Annotated in this window: 14 protein-coding genes; 1 reads left to right on the top strand and 13 read right to left on the bottom strand. The window is 70.6% G+C overall.

From position 1 onward, the window contains the following. Positions 1-5: 5 nt before the first annotated feature. From ACWCV9_RS11150 to ACWCV9_RS11135, 4 genes are all read right to left on the bottom strand, one after another. Positions 6-473: a GNAT family N-acetyltransferase gene (locus tag ACWCV9_RS11150; protein WP_450785631.1), complete on the bottom strand. Its 468-nt coding sequence runs from the start codon at positions 471-473 to the stop codon at positions 6-8. Further along, positions 470-1,414 (bottom strand): RluA family pseudouridine synthase, encoded by a 945-nt coding sequence (locus ACWCV9_RS11145; protein ID WP_450785630.1) that lies wholly within the window; start codon positions 1,412-1,414, stop codon positions 470-472. The genes ACWCV9_RS11150 and ACWCV9_RS11145 overlap by 4 nt, the downstream gene beginning before the upstream one ends. A gap of 73 nt (positions 1,415-1,487) precedes the next feature. Then, positions 1,488-2,057: a signal peptidase II gene (lspA, locus tag ACWCV9_RS11140; RefSeq protein WP_450785628.1), complete on the bottom strand. Its 570-nt coding sequence runs from the start codon at positions 2,055-2,057 to the stop codon at positions 1,488-1,490. Positions 2,058-2,124: 67 nt separating this feature from the next. Further along, on the bottom strand, positions 2,125-3,087 hold the full coding sequence (locus ACWCV9_RS11135) for a TraR/DksA family transcriptional regulator (RefSeq protein ID WP_450785627.1): 963 nt from the start codon (positions 3,085-3,087) through the stop codon (positions 2,125-2,127). A 592-nt stretch (positions 3,088-3,679) separates the two neighbouring features. On the opposite strand from ACWCV9_RS11135, the gene ileS reads away from it, so the two are divergent. Further along, positions 3,680-6,823: an isoleucine--tRNA ligase gene (ileS, locus tag ACWCV9_RS11130; RefSeq protein ID WP_450785625.1), complete on the top strand. Its 3,144-nt coding sequence runs from the start codon at positions 3,680-3,682 to the stop codon at positions 6,821-6,823. Positions 6,824-7,031: 208 nt separating this feature from the next. Here the strand turns inward: ileS and ACWCV9_RS11125 are convergent, their stop codons facing one another. From ACWCV9_RS11125 to ftsW, 9 genes are all read right to left on the bottom strand, one after another. Next, positions 7,032-8,159 carry a DivIVA domain-containing protein gene (locus ACWCV9_RS11125; protein ID WP_450785623.1) on the bottom strand — a complete coding sequence of 376 codons (1,128 nt, stop codon included), beginning with the start codon at positions 8,157-8,159 and terminating at the stop codon, positions 7,032-7,034. Between the two features lie 54 nt (positions 8,160-8,213). Next, complete coding sequence (locus ACWCV9_RS11120; RefSeq protein ID WP_450785621.1) at positions 8,214-8,504, bottom strand: YggT family protein; 291 nt, start codon at positions 8,502-8,504, stop codon at positions 8,214-8,216. Positions 8,505-8,565: 61 nt separating this feature from the next. Further along, a complete protein-coding gene (locus ACWCV9_RS11115; protein ID WP_450785620.1) occupies positions 8,566-9,207 on the bottom strand; it encodes a cell division protein SepF in 642 nt (213 codons plus the stop codon). A 128-nt stretch (positions 9,208-9,335) separates the two neighbouring features. Continuing rightward, the gene (locus ACWCV9_RS11110) at positions 9,336-10,055 is read right to left on the bottom strand and encodes a YggS family pyridoxal phosphate-dependent enzyme (protein ID WP_450785618.1); all 720 of its coding nucleotides are present in this window, start codon (positions 10,053-10,055) and stop codon (positions 9,336-9,338) included. Between the two features lie 6 nt (positions 10,056-10,061). Then, positions 10,062-10,793 (bottom strand): peptidoglycan editing factor PgeF, encoded by a 732-nt coding sequence (gene pgeF / locus ACWCV9_RS11105; RefSeq protein WP_385843947.1) that lies wholly within the window; start codon positions 10,791-10,793, stop codon positions 10,062-10,064. After that, a complete protein-coding gene (gene ftsZ, locus ACWCV9_RS11100) occupies positions 10,790-12,001 on the bottom strand; it encodes a cell division protein FtsZ (protein WP_385843948.1) in 1,212 nt (403 codons plus the stop codon). Before ftsZ ends, pgeF begins: the two co-directional genes overlap by 4 nt. A gap of 279 nt (positions 12,002-12,280) precedes the next feature. Further along, the gene (locus ACWCV9_RS11095; protein WP_450785616.1) at positions 12,281-13,072 is read right to left on the bottom strand and encodes a cell division protein FtsQ/DivIB; all 792 of its coding nucleotides are present in this window, start codon (positions 13,070-13,072) and stop codon (positions 12,281-12,283) included. Between the two features lie 28 nt (positions 13,073-13,100). Beyond that, positions 13,101-14,189: an undecaprenyldiphospho-muramoylpentapeptide beta-N-acetylglucosaminyltransferase gene (gene murG, locus ACWCV9_RS11090; protein WP_385843951.1), complete on the bottom strand. Its 1,089-nt coding sequence runs from the start codon at positions 14,187-14,189 to the stop codon at positions 13,101-13,103. A 6-nt stretch (positions 14,190-14,195) separates the two neighbouring features. After that, a complete protein-coding gene (ftsW, locus tag ACWCV9_RS11085; protein ID WP_385843952.1) occupies positions 14,196-15,554 on the bottom strand; it encodes a putative lipid II flippase FtsW in 1,359 nt (452 codons plus the stop codon). Positions 15,555-15,595: the final 41 nt, after the last annotated feature.

The following is a 15,595-nucleotide window of genomic DNA, read 5'->3' as shown; positions in this document are numbered from 1 at the left end:
CGCCGCTACAGCGCGCGGCGCATCGCCCGGTGGGGTATGCCGGCGTCCGGGAACTCCGGGCCGTACGCCGCGTAGCCCAGCCGCTCGTAGAAGCCGAGGGCGTGGGTCTGGGCGTGCAGGTCGACCGCGGTGAGGCCGCGGGCGCGTGCCGCGTCCTCGATGGCCCGCACCAGGGCCACGCCGACGCCGAGCCCGCGGGCCTCCCGGGAGACGGCGAGCCGCCCCAGGGAGCCCACCTCCGGGTCGCCGCCGGTCTTGGCGGCGGCCGCGGCGCCGTGCAGCAGCCGCCCGGTGCCGAGCGGCACCCCGTCCGCCCGGACCGCCAGCACATGGACGGCCACGGCGTCGTAGGCGTCGTACTCGATGTCCTCGGCGACGCCCTGTTCGTGGACGAAGACCTCCTTGCGGACCGCGAAGCAGGCCTCGCGGTCGGCGGGGTCCTCGGCGACCCGGAGGGTGTACGGCACGCTCACGCGTAGGTCTCCTCGCGGACCTGGTCGAGGGCTCGCTGGAGGTCCTCGGGGTAGTGGCTCTCGAACTCCACCCAGCTGCCGTCCCCGGGGTGCTCGAAACCGAGGCGTACGGCGTGCAGCCACTGGCGGGTGAGCCGCAGCCGCTTGGCGAGGGTCGGGTCGGCGCCGTAGGTGAGATCGCCGACGCAGGGGTGGCGGTGGGCGGCCATGTGGACGCGGATCTGGTGGGTGCGGCCGGTCTCCAGCTTCACGTCCAGCAGGGAGGCCGCGCGGAACGCCTCGACGAGGTCGTAGTGGGTCACCGAGGGCTTGCCGTCGGCGGTGACCGCCCACTTGTAGTCGTGGTTCGGGTGGCGGCCGATCGGGGCGTCGATGGTGCCGCTCGTGGGGTCCGGGTGGCCCTGGACCAGGGTGTGGTAGCGCTTGTCGACCGTGCGCTCCTTGAACTGGCGCTTGAGCGAGGTGTACGCGTACTCGGACTTGGCGACGACCATCAGGCCGGAGGTGCCGACGTCCAGCCGGTGCACGATGCCCTGGCGCTCGGCGGCGCCGGAGGTGGAGATCCGGTATCCGGCGGCGGCGAGACCGCCGATGACGGTCGGGCCGGTCCAGCCCGGGGAGGGGTGCGCGGCCACGCCGACCGGCTTGACGATCACGACCACGTCATCGTCGTCGTGCACGATGTCCATGCCCTCGACCGGCTCGGCGACCACCTGCACCGGCTGGGGCGCCTGCGGCATCTCGACCTCCAGCCAGGCGCCGCCGTGCACCCGCTCGGACTTGCCGACCACCGCGCCGTCGACCTGGACCTTGCCGGCCGCGGCCAGCTCCGCGGCCTTGGTGCGGGAGAAGCCGAACATGCGGGAGATGGCGGCGTCGACGCGCTCGCCCTCCAGGCCGTCGGGCACGGGCAGGGTACGGATCTCGGGAATCGTGCTCACCCGTCGAGTATGCCGGACGGGCGGAACCGGCCCGCACGAGCCTGTGGAAAACCGCCTGTGGACGGCCTCGGCCTCAGTCCTTGTGGACGGTGCCGTCCGGGTCCAGGCCGCGGAAGGACAGCAGCACGATCAGGATGCCGCCGCACACGATCGCCGAGTCGGCGAGGTTGAACACCGCGAAGCCCTTGGGCGCGATGAAGTCCACGACCTCGCCCTCGAAGAGGCCGGGCGAGCGGAAGATCCGGTCGGTGAGGTTGCCGAGGGCGCCGCCGAGCAGCAGGCCGAGCGCGATCGCCCAGGGCAGGCTGTACAGCTTGCGGGCCAGCCGGATGATCACGACGATCACGGCCGCGGCGATCAGCGTGAAGATCACCGTGAAGGCCGCCCCGAAACCGAAGGCGGCCCCCGGGTTGCGCAGGGCGTGCAGCTCCAGCCACTGCCCGAGCAGCTGGATCGGCGCGTGCTTCTCCAGCTTGGCGACCACGAGCAGCTTGCTGACCAGGTCGAGCGCGTAGGCGAACGCGGCCACCGCGAACAGCACGCCGATCCGGCGCCGGCGGCCCGTCCGCTGCTGGGCCGCCGCCGACTGCTCTGTGTCGTCCGGGGTATCCGGCGTACCGATGATGCGCTCCGCCTCTGCCACGTGAGTCCCTCGACCTAGGTGCCTGACTGAGGACGAGACTACGGCACGGTCCGACGGCCCCGGACGCTCAGGAGCGACGTTCCTGCTTCTGCTTGCACTCCACGCACAGGGTGGCCCGCGGGAAGGCCTGCATGCGCGCCTTGCCGATGGGGTTGCCGCAGTTCTCGCAGAGGCCGTAGGTGCCCGCGTCCAGCCGCTCCAGGGCGCGCTCGGTCTGGGTCAGCATCTCGCGCGCGTTGGCGGCCAGCGCCAGCTCGTGCTCGCGCGTGATGTTCTTGGTGCCGGTGTCGGCCTGGTCGTCGCCGGCGCCGTCCCCGGAGTCCCGCATCAGGCCGACCAGGGAGGCCTCGGAGGAGCTGATCTCCTCGCGCAGCCGCGTCATCTCCGACTGGAGCTCCGTACGGGCCTCCTCGACCTCCTGTGCGGTCCAGGGGTCCTCTCCGGGGCGTACCGCCAGCTCGCCGGGGTCCGCCGCGGAGGCCCGCGCCTTGGGCACTGCGGTCTGTTCGGCCGTGGCCGTACCAGGAGTCTTCTTCGCACCCACTGTCGTGGCTCCCGTCTGCTTCGCGGCCCGCGCCGCGCCCGCTTTCTTGGCCGTGCTCTTTCCGGCGGCCCGCTCGACGGCCGTCGTCCCGGCGGCCGTCTTCTCGGCGGCCTGCCGGCCGACAGCGTGCTGCCCGACCGGCTCCTTCACGGCAGCGTCCTTCGCCGCCGTCCGCCTCGCCGCCGCCTGCTTCGTGGCCGTCTTCTTCGCCACCGTCTGCTTCGCGGCCGTCTTCTTCGCCGCTGTCTGCTGCGCGGCCGCCTTCTGCCCAGCCGGCTCCTTCACGGCTGTCTTCTTCACGGCAGTCTTCTTCGCCGCCGTCTTCTTCGCGGCCGGCTTCTGCGCGGTCGCCTTCCTGGCAGTCGTCGTCTTCCCGGCACCGGCGGTCGTCTTACCGGCAGCCGTCTTCCCGGCGGCCGTCTTCACCGGTCCCGCCCGGCCCGTGGAGGCGGCACCCTGCTGTACGGCGGTCTCTTTCGCCACCATGGCCGCGGCCCCTTCACATATTGTGATCTTGCTCGCGAATCGTGCTGGGACGATAAATCGACTCGAGTCCCGCGGCAACGGGGCACACCGCCCGATTCGCCCGCCCGCACCCCCGCGCAGCGGGCCTGCAACCGTTGTGCCCAGCTCCCCGCCGGGTAATCCGCCGGGCCGGGGCTCGCCGGACGCGTCCCCCCGCCCCCTCGCCATTCGGGTCATCCGGCCGCCTTCCGCGCCCTCCGCCGCGCCGCCCCGGAATACGGTCGGCCGCTGTCCGCGCGGCGCCGTACACTGGGCGGAGCGAAAAGCGTGGATGGGGACGAGTAGCGGCGTACGCAGCCCAGAGCGACCCGGGGACGGTGTGAGCCCGGGGGTGAGCGCGTCGTGAAGATCACCCCGGAGCCGCCGGAAGAAAGCCCCCTGTGGGCCGGTAGAACCGGCTTCGCGAGCCAATGAGCGGGCTCACCGACGCGTACGGCGCGGCGGCGGGCCAAGGAGGGTGGTACCGCGGGAGCGCGCCGCACCGGCGCAGGCTGAACAGCAGGCTCTCGTCCCTCCGACGGAAGGCAGCAAGTCCGTTGGAGGATGCTCGCAGATGACAGCGCCGACGTACCGCCAGGTGCCCGCACAGGTCGACCTGCCCGCTCTTGAGCACGCCGTGCTCGACTTCTGGCGTGAGCAGAAGATCTTCGCCAAGAGCCTGGAGCAGTCCGAGGGCCGCCCTGAATGGGTGTTCTACGAAGGCCCGCCCACCGCCAACGGCATGCCCGGCGCCCACCACATCGAGGCCCGCGTCTTCAAGGACGTCTTCCCTCGCTTCCGCACCATGCGCGGCTACCACGTGGCCCGCAAGGCCGGCTGGGACTGCCACGGCCTGCCCGTGGAGCTGGCGGTCGAGAAGGAGCTGGGCTTCTCCGGCAAGCAGGACATCGAGGCGTACGGCATCGCCGAGTTCAACGCCAAGTGCCGTGAGTCCGTGACCCGGCACACCGACGCCTTCGCCGAGCTGACGACCCGCATGGGCTACTGGGTCGACCTGGACGACGCCTACCGCACCATGGACCCGGAGTACGTGGAGTCGGTCTGGTGGTCGCTGAAGGAGATCTTCTCCAAGGGGCTGCTGGTCCAGGACCACCGCGTCGCCCCCTGGTGCCCGCGCTGCGGCACGGGCCTGTCGGACCACGAGCTGGCGCAGGGCTACGAGACGGTCGTCGACCCGTCCGTGTACGTCCGCTTCCCGCTCACCTCCGGTCCGCTCGCCGGCGAGGCCGCGCTCGTGGTCTGGACGACGACCCCCTGGACCCTGGTGTCCAACACGGCGGTCGCCGCGCACCCCGAGGTCACCTATGTCGTCGCGACCGACGGCACGGAGAAGCTCGTCGTCGCCGAGCCGCTGCTCGCCAAGGCCCTCGGCGAGGGCTGGGAGCCCACCGGGCAGACCTTCACCGGTGCCGAGATGGAGCGCTGGACGTACCAGCGGCCCTTCGAGCTGGTCGAGTTCCCGGAGCCGGCGCACTACGTCGTCAACGCCGACTACGTCACCACCGAGGACGGTACGGGTCTGGTCCACCAGTCCCCCGCCTTCGGTGAGGACGACCTCAAGGTCTGCCGCTCCTACGGCCTGCCCGTGGTGAACCCGGTCCGCCCGGACGGCACCTTCGAGGAGGACGTGCCGATGGTCGGCGGCGTCTTCTTCAAGAAGGCGGACGAAAAGCTCACCGAGGACCTGTCCCAGCGCGGCCTCCTCTTCAAGCACATCCCGTACGAGCACAGCTACCCGCACTGCTGGCGCTGCCACACCGCGCTGCTCTACTACGCGCAGCCCTCCTGGTACATCCGTACGACGGCGATCAAGGACCGCCTCATCCAGGAGAACGAGAAGACCAACTGGTTCCCGGAGACGGTCAAGCACGGCCGCTTCGGCGACTGGCTGAACAACAACATCGACTGGGCGCTCTCCCGCAACCGCTACTGGGGCACCCCGCTGCCGATCTGGCGCTGCGCGGACGACCACCTCACCTGCGTCGGCTCCCGCGCGGAGCTGACCGAGCTGACCGGCACCGACCAGTCGGGCCTCGACCCGCACCGGCCGTACATCGACGAGGTCACCTTCGCCTGCCGCCACGACGGCTGCGGCAAGACGGCCACGCGCGTGCCGGAGGTCATCGACGCCTGGTACGACTCGGGCTCGATGCCGTTCGCGCAGTGGGGCTACCCGTACAAGAACAAGGAGCTGTTCGAGAGCCGCTACCCGGCGCAGTTCATCTCCGAGGCGATCGACCAGACCCGCGGCTGGTTCTACACGCTGATGGCGGTCGGCACCCTGGTCTTCGACAAGTCGTCGTACGAGAACGTCGTCTGCCTCGGCCACATCCTCGCCGAGGACGGCCGCAAGATGTCCAAGCACCTGGGCAACATCCTCCAGCCGATCCCGCTCATGGACCAGCACGGCGCGGACGCGGTGCGCTGGTTCATGGCGGCCGGCGGCTCCCCGTGGGCGGCCCGCCGGGTCGGTCACGGCACCATCCAGGAGGTCGTCCGCAAGACGCTGCTGACCTACTGGAACACGGTCGCCTTCCAGGCCCTGTACGCCCGTACGACGAGCTGGGCGCCCAGCGCCGCCGACCCGGCCCCGGCCGAGCGCCCGGTGCTGGACCGCTGGCTGCTGTCCGAGCTGCACGCCCTCGTCGGCCAGGTCACCGAGGCGCTGGAGACGTACGACACCCAGCGCGCCGGCAAGCTGCTGTCCGCGTTCGTCGACGACCTGTCCAACTGGTACGTCCGCCGTTCGCGGCGCCGCTTCTGGCAGGGCGACAAGGCCGCGCTGCGCACGCTGCACGAGGTGCTGGAGACGGTCACCAAGCTGATGGCGCCGATCACGCCGTTCATCACCGAGCGGGTGTGGCAGGACCTGGTCGTGCCGGTGACCCCGGGCGCCCCGGAGTCGGTGCATCTGGCCGCCTGGCCGCAGGCGGACCCGTCCTCGATCGACCCGGAACTGTCGCGGCAGATGGTCCTGGTGCGCCGGCTGGTGGAGCTGGGCCGGGCCACGCGCGCGGAGTCGGGCGTCAAGACGCGCCAGCCGCTGTCCCGCGCGCTGATCGCCGCGACCGGCTTCGAGTCCCTGGACCCGGAGCTGCACACCCAGATCACCGAGGAGCTGAACGTCACCTCGCTGGCGTCCCTGTCGGAGGTCGGCGGCAGCCTGGTGGACACCACCGCCAAGGCCAACTTCCGTGCGCTGGGCAAGCGGTTCGGCAAGCGGGTGCAGGACGTGGCGAAGGCGGTGGCGAGCGCCGACGCGGCCGCGCTGTCGCTGGCGCTGCGCGAGGGAACGGCGTCCGTGGAGGTCGACGGGGAGACCGTCGCCCTCGCCCCGGACGAGGTGATCATCACCGAGACCCCGCGCGAGGGCTGGTCGGTGGCCTCCGACTCGGGTGCCACGGTCGCCCTGGACCTGGAGATCACGGAGGAGCTGCGGCAGGCGGGTCTGGCCCGGGACGCGATCCGGCTGATCCAGGAGGCTCGCAAGAACAGCGGTCTCGACGTGGCCGACCGGATCGCGCTGCGGTGGGTGTCGACCGACCCGGCGGTGGCCGCCGCGCTGGCCGAGCACAGCGAGTTGATCGCCGAGGAGGTCCTGTCGACGGACTTCCAGCAGGGCGAGGGCGACGACAGCTTCGGTGAGCCGTTCACCGACGAGGGGCTGTCCCTGACGTTCCGGCTGCACAAGGCGTAAGGCACACGCTGTAAGGCACAGCGCGCCGAGCGCTGACCGAGAAGGGCCCGGTCTCCCCGCGGAGGCCGGGCCCTTCCGGGTTCCGTCCCGCAACACGCGGTTCTGTCACGCAACACGCGTAAAAAGGGCGGGCCCCCGGACCGGAGTCCAGGGGCCCGCCCTATTGAGCGTTGCCGACGCCTACGGCGTACTACTCACCGTGGGGTGCTCAGTTGTCGTCCTCGTCGATCAGGAAGCCGCGCATCGGCGACGGCGCCTGGCCCATCGGGGACGGACCCTGCGGACGGACCGGGGCCATGGGCTGGGTCATCGCGGGGGTCATCTGCTGCTGGCCACCGTAGGACGGGGCGGACGGGCCGGGGTTGCCGCCCATCGTCTGGTTGCCGCCGTACGACGGGCTGCTCGCACCGGCCGGGGCCATGGAGGGCGCCGGGGACGGCGGCAGCGAGGCGGTCGCCGGGGTGCGCGGCGGGGCCAGGGAGTCGTCGGCCTGGGTCTCCAACTGGCGCAGCTGCGACTCCAGGTACGACTTCAGACGCGTGCGGTACTCGCGCTCGAAGCCGCGCAGGTCCTCGACCTTGCGCTCCAGCGTGGCGCGGGCGGACTCCAGGGAGCCCATCGCGACGCGGTGCTTCTCCTGCGCGTCCCGCTCCAGGGCGTCGGCCTTGGCCCGGGCGTCACGCTCCAGACCCTCGGCGCGGCTGCGGGCCTCGCCGACGATCTTGTTGGCCTCGGAGCGGGCCTCGGCGATCGCCTGGTCGGCGGTCTGCTGGGCCAGCGAGAGGACGCGGGCGGCGCTGTCGCCACCAGGGCCCTGACCGGGCATGCCGGGGCCGCCCATGGGGCCGCCCATCGGGCCGCCCATGCCCATCTGCTGCTGCATGGGGGGCTGTCCACCCATCGGGCCCTGACCCATCGGACCCTGGCCCATCGGACCGGGACCCTGCGGGCCGCCCTGGCCGCCGGGACCGGCGGGCAGCTGCGGGGCGCCGCTCGGCAGCTGGGGCGGGCCACCCATGGGGCCACCCATCTGCTGCTGCGGCGGGCCCGATATGCCGGCGGGCACCGGCGCGCCGGGACCTCGCATGCCCTGCTGCTGGGGGTTCTGCTGCTGGTCCTGCTCCGGCGGACCCTTGCGCATGTTCTGCTGGTTCTGCGCGGCGGCGCGCGTGGCGGCGGCCAGCTTGGCGCGCAGATCCTCGTTCTCGCGGAGCAGACGGGTCAGTTCGGCTTCGACCTCGTCGAGGAAGGCATCGACCTCGTCCTCGTCATAGCCTTCTCGGAGGCGGACGGTCGTGAACTGCTTGTTCCGCACGTCCTCGGGGGTCAACGGCATCTCTTCACCTCAACGTAGTCATCGGCAGTCGGCAAGACCGGGTCGTCCACACGCTCATCTCATGAAGTTCTGCACGATGGCGATGAGAATGTAGACGATGATCATCAGTACGAAGAAGGACAGGTCGAGCGCCACGCCCCCGAGACGCAGCGGCGGGATGAACCGCCGCAGAAGCTTCAGCGGTGGATCGGTGACAGTGTAGGTGGCCTCCAGGAGCACCACCATCGCCTTGCCGGGTTGCCACGAGCGGGCGAACTGGAAGACGTAGTCCATGACCAGCCGGAAGATCAGCACGACGAGGAACACCATCAGCGCGATGTAGATCACCTGCGCGAACACGCTCATGGCTTGCGCTTCCCTCTCCCCTGTTTCCCGTGCTCTTCCGTGCTTCGGTCCGGTCTGCGTCTCAGCTCTGGTTGAAGAACCCGCCCTCTGCGATGCGGGCCTTGTCCTCCGCCGTGACATCGACGTTAGCAGGAGACAACAGGAACACCTTCTGCGTCACCCGCTCGATGCTGCCGTGAAGACCAAACACCAAACCGGCCGCAAAGTCGACAAGTCGCTTCGCGTCTGTGTCATCCATCTCAGTCAGATTCATGATCACCGGGGTGCCCTCACGGAAGTGTTCCCCGATGGTACGGGCCTCGTTGTAGGTCCGCGGGTGAAGCGTGGTGATCCGGTACGGCTCTCGTTCGGACACGACCTTGGGCATGATCACCGGTGCGTTCTTCTCCAGGGACTGACGTTCTTGTGTGATGGACGCCACGGGCGCGATCCGCGCCGGACGCGAGGATTCCGCGGTGAGCGAGGTCGCACGGGCCACCGGCTCGCGAGGCGCGGGCGGTTGGATGATTCGCACCTCTTCGTCCCTTTGGGACTGATGTGCACCATGTGACTGATGCGACACTTCGTGCCGTCGGTGGTCCCGCTCGGGCTCCGGGTCCAGTTCGGGCTCGAAGTCGTCGTCGGGGTCGAATCCGCGGCCGTCGTACCCATCGTCCTCCACGAGGCCGAGGTAGACCGCCATCTTGCGCATCGCGCCGGCCATGCTCTGAGTCCTCCGCTCTGTGGTGGATCGACTGACGACTGCCAAGTGCCCGCGATCCACGTGGTCGTTGCGCCCACCTTCACGGGCATTGACCATATTTTCTGCTGTGGTCCGACTTCCTGGCGACGTTACCCGAGCCTCGGGCGGACTCCGAGTACCGCGGTGCCGACGCGTACATGTGTCGCCCCGGCGGCCACGGCCTGTTCGAGGTCCGCACTCATCCCTGCTGACACCATGGTTGCAGCCGGATGGGCTCGGCGCAGGTCAGTCGACAAATCCATGAGCCGCTCGAACGCCGCCTGTTCGCGTCCCGCGTACTCGCCGGTGAGCGGGGCGACGGTCATCAGTCCGTCGAGCCGCAGCCCGGGCGAGGCGGCGACAAGGTCGGCCAACTCTTCGATTCCCTCGGGAGCCACGCCCCCGCGCTCACCGCGGCCGCTCTCACCCGCGTCCAGCGCGACCTGGATGCAGCACCCCACCTCGCGCCCGACGCGCTCGGCCTCCTTCGACAGAGTCGTGACAAGCCTGGAACGGTCCACGGACTGCACGACATCCGCGTAACCGACCACGGAACGGACCTTGTTGGTCTGCAACTGGCCGACAAAATGCCACTTCAAGGACAGATCCGCACATGCGGCGGCCTTCGGTGCCGCGTCCTGGTCCCGGTTCTCGGCGACATGGCGCACACCGAGTTCCGACAGAATCCGCACATCGCTCGCCGGGTAGGTCTTGGTGACCACGATCAGGGTCACCTCCTCCCGCGCCCGCCCGGCCGCCGCACAGGCGGCGCCGATGCGTTCCTCCACATTCGCCAGGTTCGCGGCGAGTTCGGTCTTACGGTCCGTCATGCCCCATCAGTCCAGCCAGACATAGCCCGCGAGCCGACCCGTGGTGCGGTCGCGGCGGTACGAGAAGTGGTCCCCCGACTCCAGCGTGCACACCGGCGACTGCGCCCGGTCGCACACCCCGAGCCGGTCGAGCTGTGCGTGCACCCCGGCGCTCACATCGACCGCCGGCGTGCCCCAGCTGGTTTCGGCGTGCGCCGCCGGCTCGACGGCGGCCACCTCCGCGCGCATCGCCTCCGGCACCTCGTAGCACCGGCCGCACACCGCCGGTCCGGTGCGGGCGACGATCCGCCCGGGGACGGCGCCGAGTTCGATCATGGCCCGTACGGCGGCCGGGACGACCCCCTTGACCATGCCGGGCCGGCCCGCGTGGGCCGCGGCGGCGACCCCGGCGACGGGGTCGGCCAGCAGGACCGGCACGCAGTCCGCGGTGAGCACGGCGAGGGCGAGTCCGCGCCGGGCGGTGACGACCGCGTCGGCCTCCGGCACCACCGGCCGCTCGCCCCACGGTTCGTCCACCACGGCCACCTCGGCGCCGTGCACCTGGTTCATCCAGACGACCCGGTCCGGGCCGAAGCCCAGGGATGCGGCGGCGAGGTCCCGGTTGGCCCGTACGGCCGCCGGGTCGTCGCCGACCGCGCCGCCGAGGTTGAGCTCCTCATACGGAGCGGCGCTCACCCCACCCCACCGGTCGGTGAAGGCGAAGTGCGCGCCGCTCACGCTTTCCTGCTGTCCTATCACTTGAGGAAGTCCGGGACGTCCAGCTCCTCGGCCGCGCTGTCCGTGTAGGAGGGGCGCGGCGCCGGGGTCACCGGCGGGGCGACCGGGATGTCGGCCACCGGCTCGGCGACCGGCTCCGGCTCCTCCTTGGGCTTGACGCTGCCGAGCGTGCCGAAGGAGGGACGGCTGGGCTCGGACTGCCGTACCGGAGCGGGCTCCTCGCGGCGGGTGGGCGCCGAGGCCGAGGCCGAGCCGAGGACGTTGTCCCGGCGGGCCGGGGGCTGGCCGCCGTCGAAGCCGGCCGCGATCACGGTGACCCGGACCTCGTCGCCGAGGGCGTCGTCGATGACGGCGCCGAAGATGATGTTGGCCTCGGGGTGGGCCGCCTCGCTGACCAGCTGGGCCGCCTCGTTGATCTCGAACAGACCGAGGTCGGAGCCGCCGGAGATGGAGAGCAGCACCCCGCGGGCGCCGTCGATGGACGCCTCCAGCAGCGGCGAGGAGATCGCCATCTCGGCCGCGGCCACCGCGCGGTCGTCGCCGCGGGCCGAGCCGATGCCCATGAGGGCCGAACCGGCCTCGGACATGACCGACTTGACGTCGGCGAAGTCCAGGTTGATCAGACCGGGCGTGGTGATGAGGTCGGTGATGCCCTGGACACCGGAGAGCAGGACCTGGTCGGCGGACTTGAAGGCGTCCAGGACCGAGACCTGGCGGTCCGAGATGGACAGCAGCCGGTCGTTGGGGATGACGATGAGGGTGTCGACCTCTTCGCGCAGCTCGGCGATGCCGTCCTCGGCCTGGTTGGCGCGGCGCCGTCCCTCGAAGGTGAACGGGCGCGTGACCACGCCGATGGTCAGGGCGCCCAGGGAGCGCGCGATGTTGGCCACGACGGGCGCGCCGCCGGTGCCGGTGCCGCCGCCTTCACCGGCCGTCACGAAGACCATGTCGGCCCCCTTGAGGACCTCCTCGATCTCCTCGCGGTGGTCCTCGGCGGCCTTGCGGCCGACGGCCGGGTTGGCGCCGGCGCCGAGTCCGCGGGTGAGTTCGCGGCCGACGTCGAGCTTGACGTCGGCGTCGCTCATCAACAGCGCCTGCGCGTCGGTGTTGATGGCGATGAACTCGACGCCCTTGAGACCGACCTCGATCATCCGGTTGATGGCATTGACACCACCGCCGCCGACACCGATGACCTTGATGACTGCGAGGTAGTTCTGCGGTGCTGCCACGTCGAAGGCCTCTCGCCTCGAATTACGTTGTCGCCGCCGGGCGGTGCCCCGCGCCGGGACGACGGATGCCGAATGGGACGGTCCGTAGCGCCGACCCGAACCCTAACCCTGAAGTTTAGGGTTACCAGTGTGTCTGTTCCCTGGAGTCTTCTGAACAGGACACTAAGTCGACAAGTGGCGCCCGTTCAACGAACACGCCGAACCTCCCGTTTTTCTTTTCACCCTATGTGATCAGCCATAGCAGTGCCCAACCAGGGTGCTGGCCTGCGCTGATGTGCGTCAACTCCCCGATGACGCAGGGGCGGTGGGAACGCTGACATCGAAGTGCCGCGCGCCGGGAGCTGCTTTCATGAGAGCTGTGAGGGCCCTTGCCTTGGCGCGGCCGTTCTCGTCGCTGCCCCAGGCCACGGTGCGCCCGTCGCCCAACTCCACGACGATGTCGTCGTAGGAGCGCACCTGGACGGCCCTGGTGGCCCTGGCGACGGCGGCCGGCAGGTCGGCCGCGATCCGCACCGCCTCGCGGTCCAGCCGGTCGATGCCGAAGCGCCGGAAGCTGGCGGCGCCGGAACCGGAACGGGATGCGGACAATTCCAGCAGCGGAACGCCTTTCGGTGCCTGGGAAACCGTGGCGAAACGGACACCTTCGTGGTCGACTTCGATGAACTTCGCACCCTTTGGCACCAGGAGAACCGGAGTGCGCTCAATCACTTTCAGGCCGATTCCATGCGGCCAGGAACGAACCACATCAACGGCGTCAATTCGGGCCAATTTCCGGCGAAGACGCGCCTCGATGGCATCCGTGTCGACGGAAATCATCGGCGCCCCGACCGGCACGGCGGCCGCCTCGCGCACCTCGGCCGGGGTCAGCACCCGGGTGCCGGACACCGTGACGCGTTCCACCCGCAGCCACTCGGAGCCGTACAGCACCCAGACAGCGGCGCCGAGGAACACGACGGCCGCGGCCAGGACGACCACCGCACGAAGGCGGACCCGGCCGAGCCGGCGGACGGGCGGCGGGCCGGACGACTCCTGCTGGCGTTCCCCGCGCTCGGCGGTCGTCGGTCCGGCCACGCTCTCACTGCCCTTTCGTCATACGGTCCTAACGGCGCGAGGCGATCGCCTCGTACACCATGCCGACGAGCAGTTCGTCGGCGTCCCGGCGACCGAACTCGCTTGCCGCGCGGGACATCTCGTACAGCCGGTGCGGGTCGGCGAGCACGGGCAGCACGTTCTGCTGCACCCACTCGGGCGTGAGTTCCGCGTCGTCGACGAGGAGTCCGCCGCCGGCCTTCACCACCGGCTGGGCGTTGAGCCGCTGTTCGCCGTTGCCGATGGGCAGCGGGACATAGGCGGCCGGGAGCCCGACGGCGGAGAGTTCGGCGACGGTCATCGCGCCGGCGCGGCAGAGCATCATGTCGGCCGCGGCGTACGCGAGGTCCATCCGGTCCAGGTAACTTACCGGGATGTAGGGGGGCATCCCCGGCATCTGGTGCACCTGCGGCAGTTCGTTCTTCGGGCCGACCGCGTGCAGGATCTGGATACCGGCCTGCTGGAGCCAGGGGGCGACCTGCTGGACGACCTCGTTGAGGCGCCGGGCACCCTGCGAGCCGCCGGTGACGAGCAGCGTCGGCAGGTTCGGGTCGAGCCCGAACGCGGCGCGGGCCTCCGGGCGGACGGCGGCGCGGTCCAGGGTGGCGATGGAGCGGCGCAGCGGGATGCCGATGTAGCGGGCGTCGCGCAGCTTGCTGTCCGGCGTGGAGACGGCGACCCGGGCCGCGTACCGCGAGCCGATCTTGTTGGCCAGACCGGGCCGGGCGTTGGCCTCGTGGATCACGATGGGCACGCCGAGCCGCTTGGCGGCGAGATAGCCGGGCAGCGCCACATAGCCGCCGAAGCCGACCACGACGTCCGCCTTGGTGCGCTCCAGGATCTGCTCGGCGGCCTTGATGGTGCCGCGCAGCCGGCCCGGGACGGTGATCAGCTCGGGGGTGGGCTTACGGGGCAGCGGCACCGCCGGGATCAGCGCCAGCTCGTAGCCGCGCTCCGGGACGAGCCGGGTCTCCAGGCCGCGCTCCGTGCCCAGGGCCGTGATTCCCACGGTCGGGTCCTGCCTGCGCAGGGCGTCCGCGAGGGCGAGCGCGGGCTCGATGTGGCCGGCGGTCCCCCCACCGGCGAGTACGACATGCACCGAAATTCACCGCTCTCCGGACGAACGCGCCGCCGAGGCACGCCGTCGCATCGTGTTCCATCTCCGAGGCCCCCGCTCCGCACCGGAGCCTCCCGCCCGCTTTCTACCAAAGCGAGGTTGCCGCATCGCAAGCGCTGCCCGCGCAGCGGGCTCGTCGCGCGCGAAGGCGATCAGCAGCCCGATGGCGAACATGGTCGGCAGCAGGGCGGACCCTCCGTAGGAGAACAGCGGGAGGGGGACACCGGCGATCGGCAGCAGGCCGAGCACCGCACCGATGTTGATCACCGCCTGGGCGGTGATCCAGGTGGTCACGCCTCCCGCGGCATACCTCACGAAGGGGTCCTCCGTGCGTCCGGCCACGCGGATACCCGCATAGCCTAGAGCCGCGAACAGGGCGAGCACCGACAGCGTCCCCGCCAGGCCCAGTTCCTCACCGGTCACGGCGAAGATGAAGTCGGTGTGCGCTTCCGGGAGTTCACCCCATTTTTCCACACTCGCGCCGAGCCCGGAGCCGAAGAATCCGCCGGAGGCGAGGGCATAGATGCCGTGGGCGCCCTGCCAGCACATGTCGTTGGGGCCGGGGTCGGTGGCCGCGATGCAGTCGAGCCGGGCCATCCGGTGCGGGCTGGTCTCGATGGCGATGGCGCCGAGCACCACGGCCACGCCCAGCACCCCGGCGAACAGCCGGGTCGGCGCCCCGGCGAGCCAGAGCAGCCCGAACAGGATCGCGGTCAGGATGATCGTCGTACCCATGTCGCCGCCGAGCATGATCAGCCCGAGCAGCAGGAAGGCGACCGGCACCAGCGGCACCAGCATGTGCTTCCACTGGTTCAGCAGCTTCTTCTCCTGCTTGCGGGCGATCAGGTCCGCGCCCCACAGCACCAGCGCGAGCTTGCCGAACTCGCTGGGCTGGATCTGGAAGGAGCCGCCGAGGGAGATCCAGTTCTGGTTGCCGTTGACCGCCATCCCTATCCCGGGGATCTGCACCAGGACCATCAGGAAGACGGCGCCCGCGAGGATCGGGTAGGCCAGCGCCCGGTGCAGCTTCACCGGCATCCGGGAGGCCACGAAGAGCAGCGCGCCGCCGATGGCCGCGGCGAGGAACTGCTTGCGGAAGAAGAACGACCCGGGCAGGGACAGCTGCAACGCGGTGATCTGGGAGGCCGAGTAGACCATCACCAGGCCCAGCACGATGATCAGCACACTGCCGCCGACGATCAGGTAGTAGGCGGTCAGCGGCCGGTCCCACGCCTTTCGCGCGCGGGTGCAGAGCCGCTGCACGGGGTTCTCGCGCGGCGGCCGGGGTACGACGGGACGCCGGGACGCCCGCTGCACGGGCGGACGACCGGTACGGCTACTGGGCATCGGCGCCTCCACTGAACGTCGGCCGTCCCACGCGTCCCTCC

It is taken from the genome of Streptomyces sp. NPDC001606 (assembly GCF_053596835.1).
Note: the sequence above shows the minus strand (reverse complement) of the source record. Positions and strands in the feature narration are given on the sequence as shown.

Bases quoted from the DNA above. Each gene is read 5' to 3' on its own strand.
- ACWCV9_RS11135 (WP_450785627.1), bottom strand. From the start codon at position 3,087: ATGGTGGCGAAAGAGACCGCCGTACAGCAGGGTGCCGCCTCCACGGGC.
- ileS (WP_450785625.1), top strand. From the start codon at position 3,680: ATGACAGCGCCGACGTACCGCCAGGTGCCCGCACAGGTCGACCTGCCC.
- ACWCV9_RS11125 (WP_450785623.1), bottom strand. From the start codon at position 8,159: ATGCCGTTGACCCCCGAGGACGTGCGGAACAAGCAGTTCACGACCGTC.
- ACWCV9_RS11120 (WP_450785621.1), bottom strand. From the start codon at position 8,504: ATGAGCGTGTTCGCGCAGGTGATCTACATCGCGCTGATGGTGTTCCTC.
- ACWCV9_RS11115 (WP_450785620.1), bottom strand. From the start codon at position 9,207: ATGGCCGGCGCGATGCGCAAGATGGCGGTCTACCTCGGCCTCGTGGAG.
- ACWCV9_RS11110 (WP_450785618.1), bottom strand. From the start codon at position 10,055: ATGACGGACCGTAAGACCGAACTCGCCGCGAACCTGGCGAATGTGGAG.
- ftsW (WP_385843952.1), bottom strand. From the start codon at position 15,554: ATGCCCAGTAGCCGTACCGGTCGTCCGCCCGTGCAGCGGGCGTCCCGG.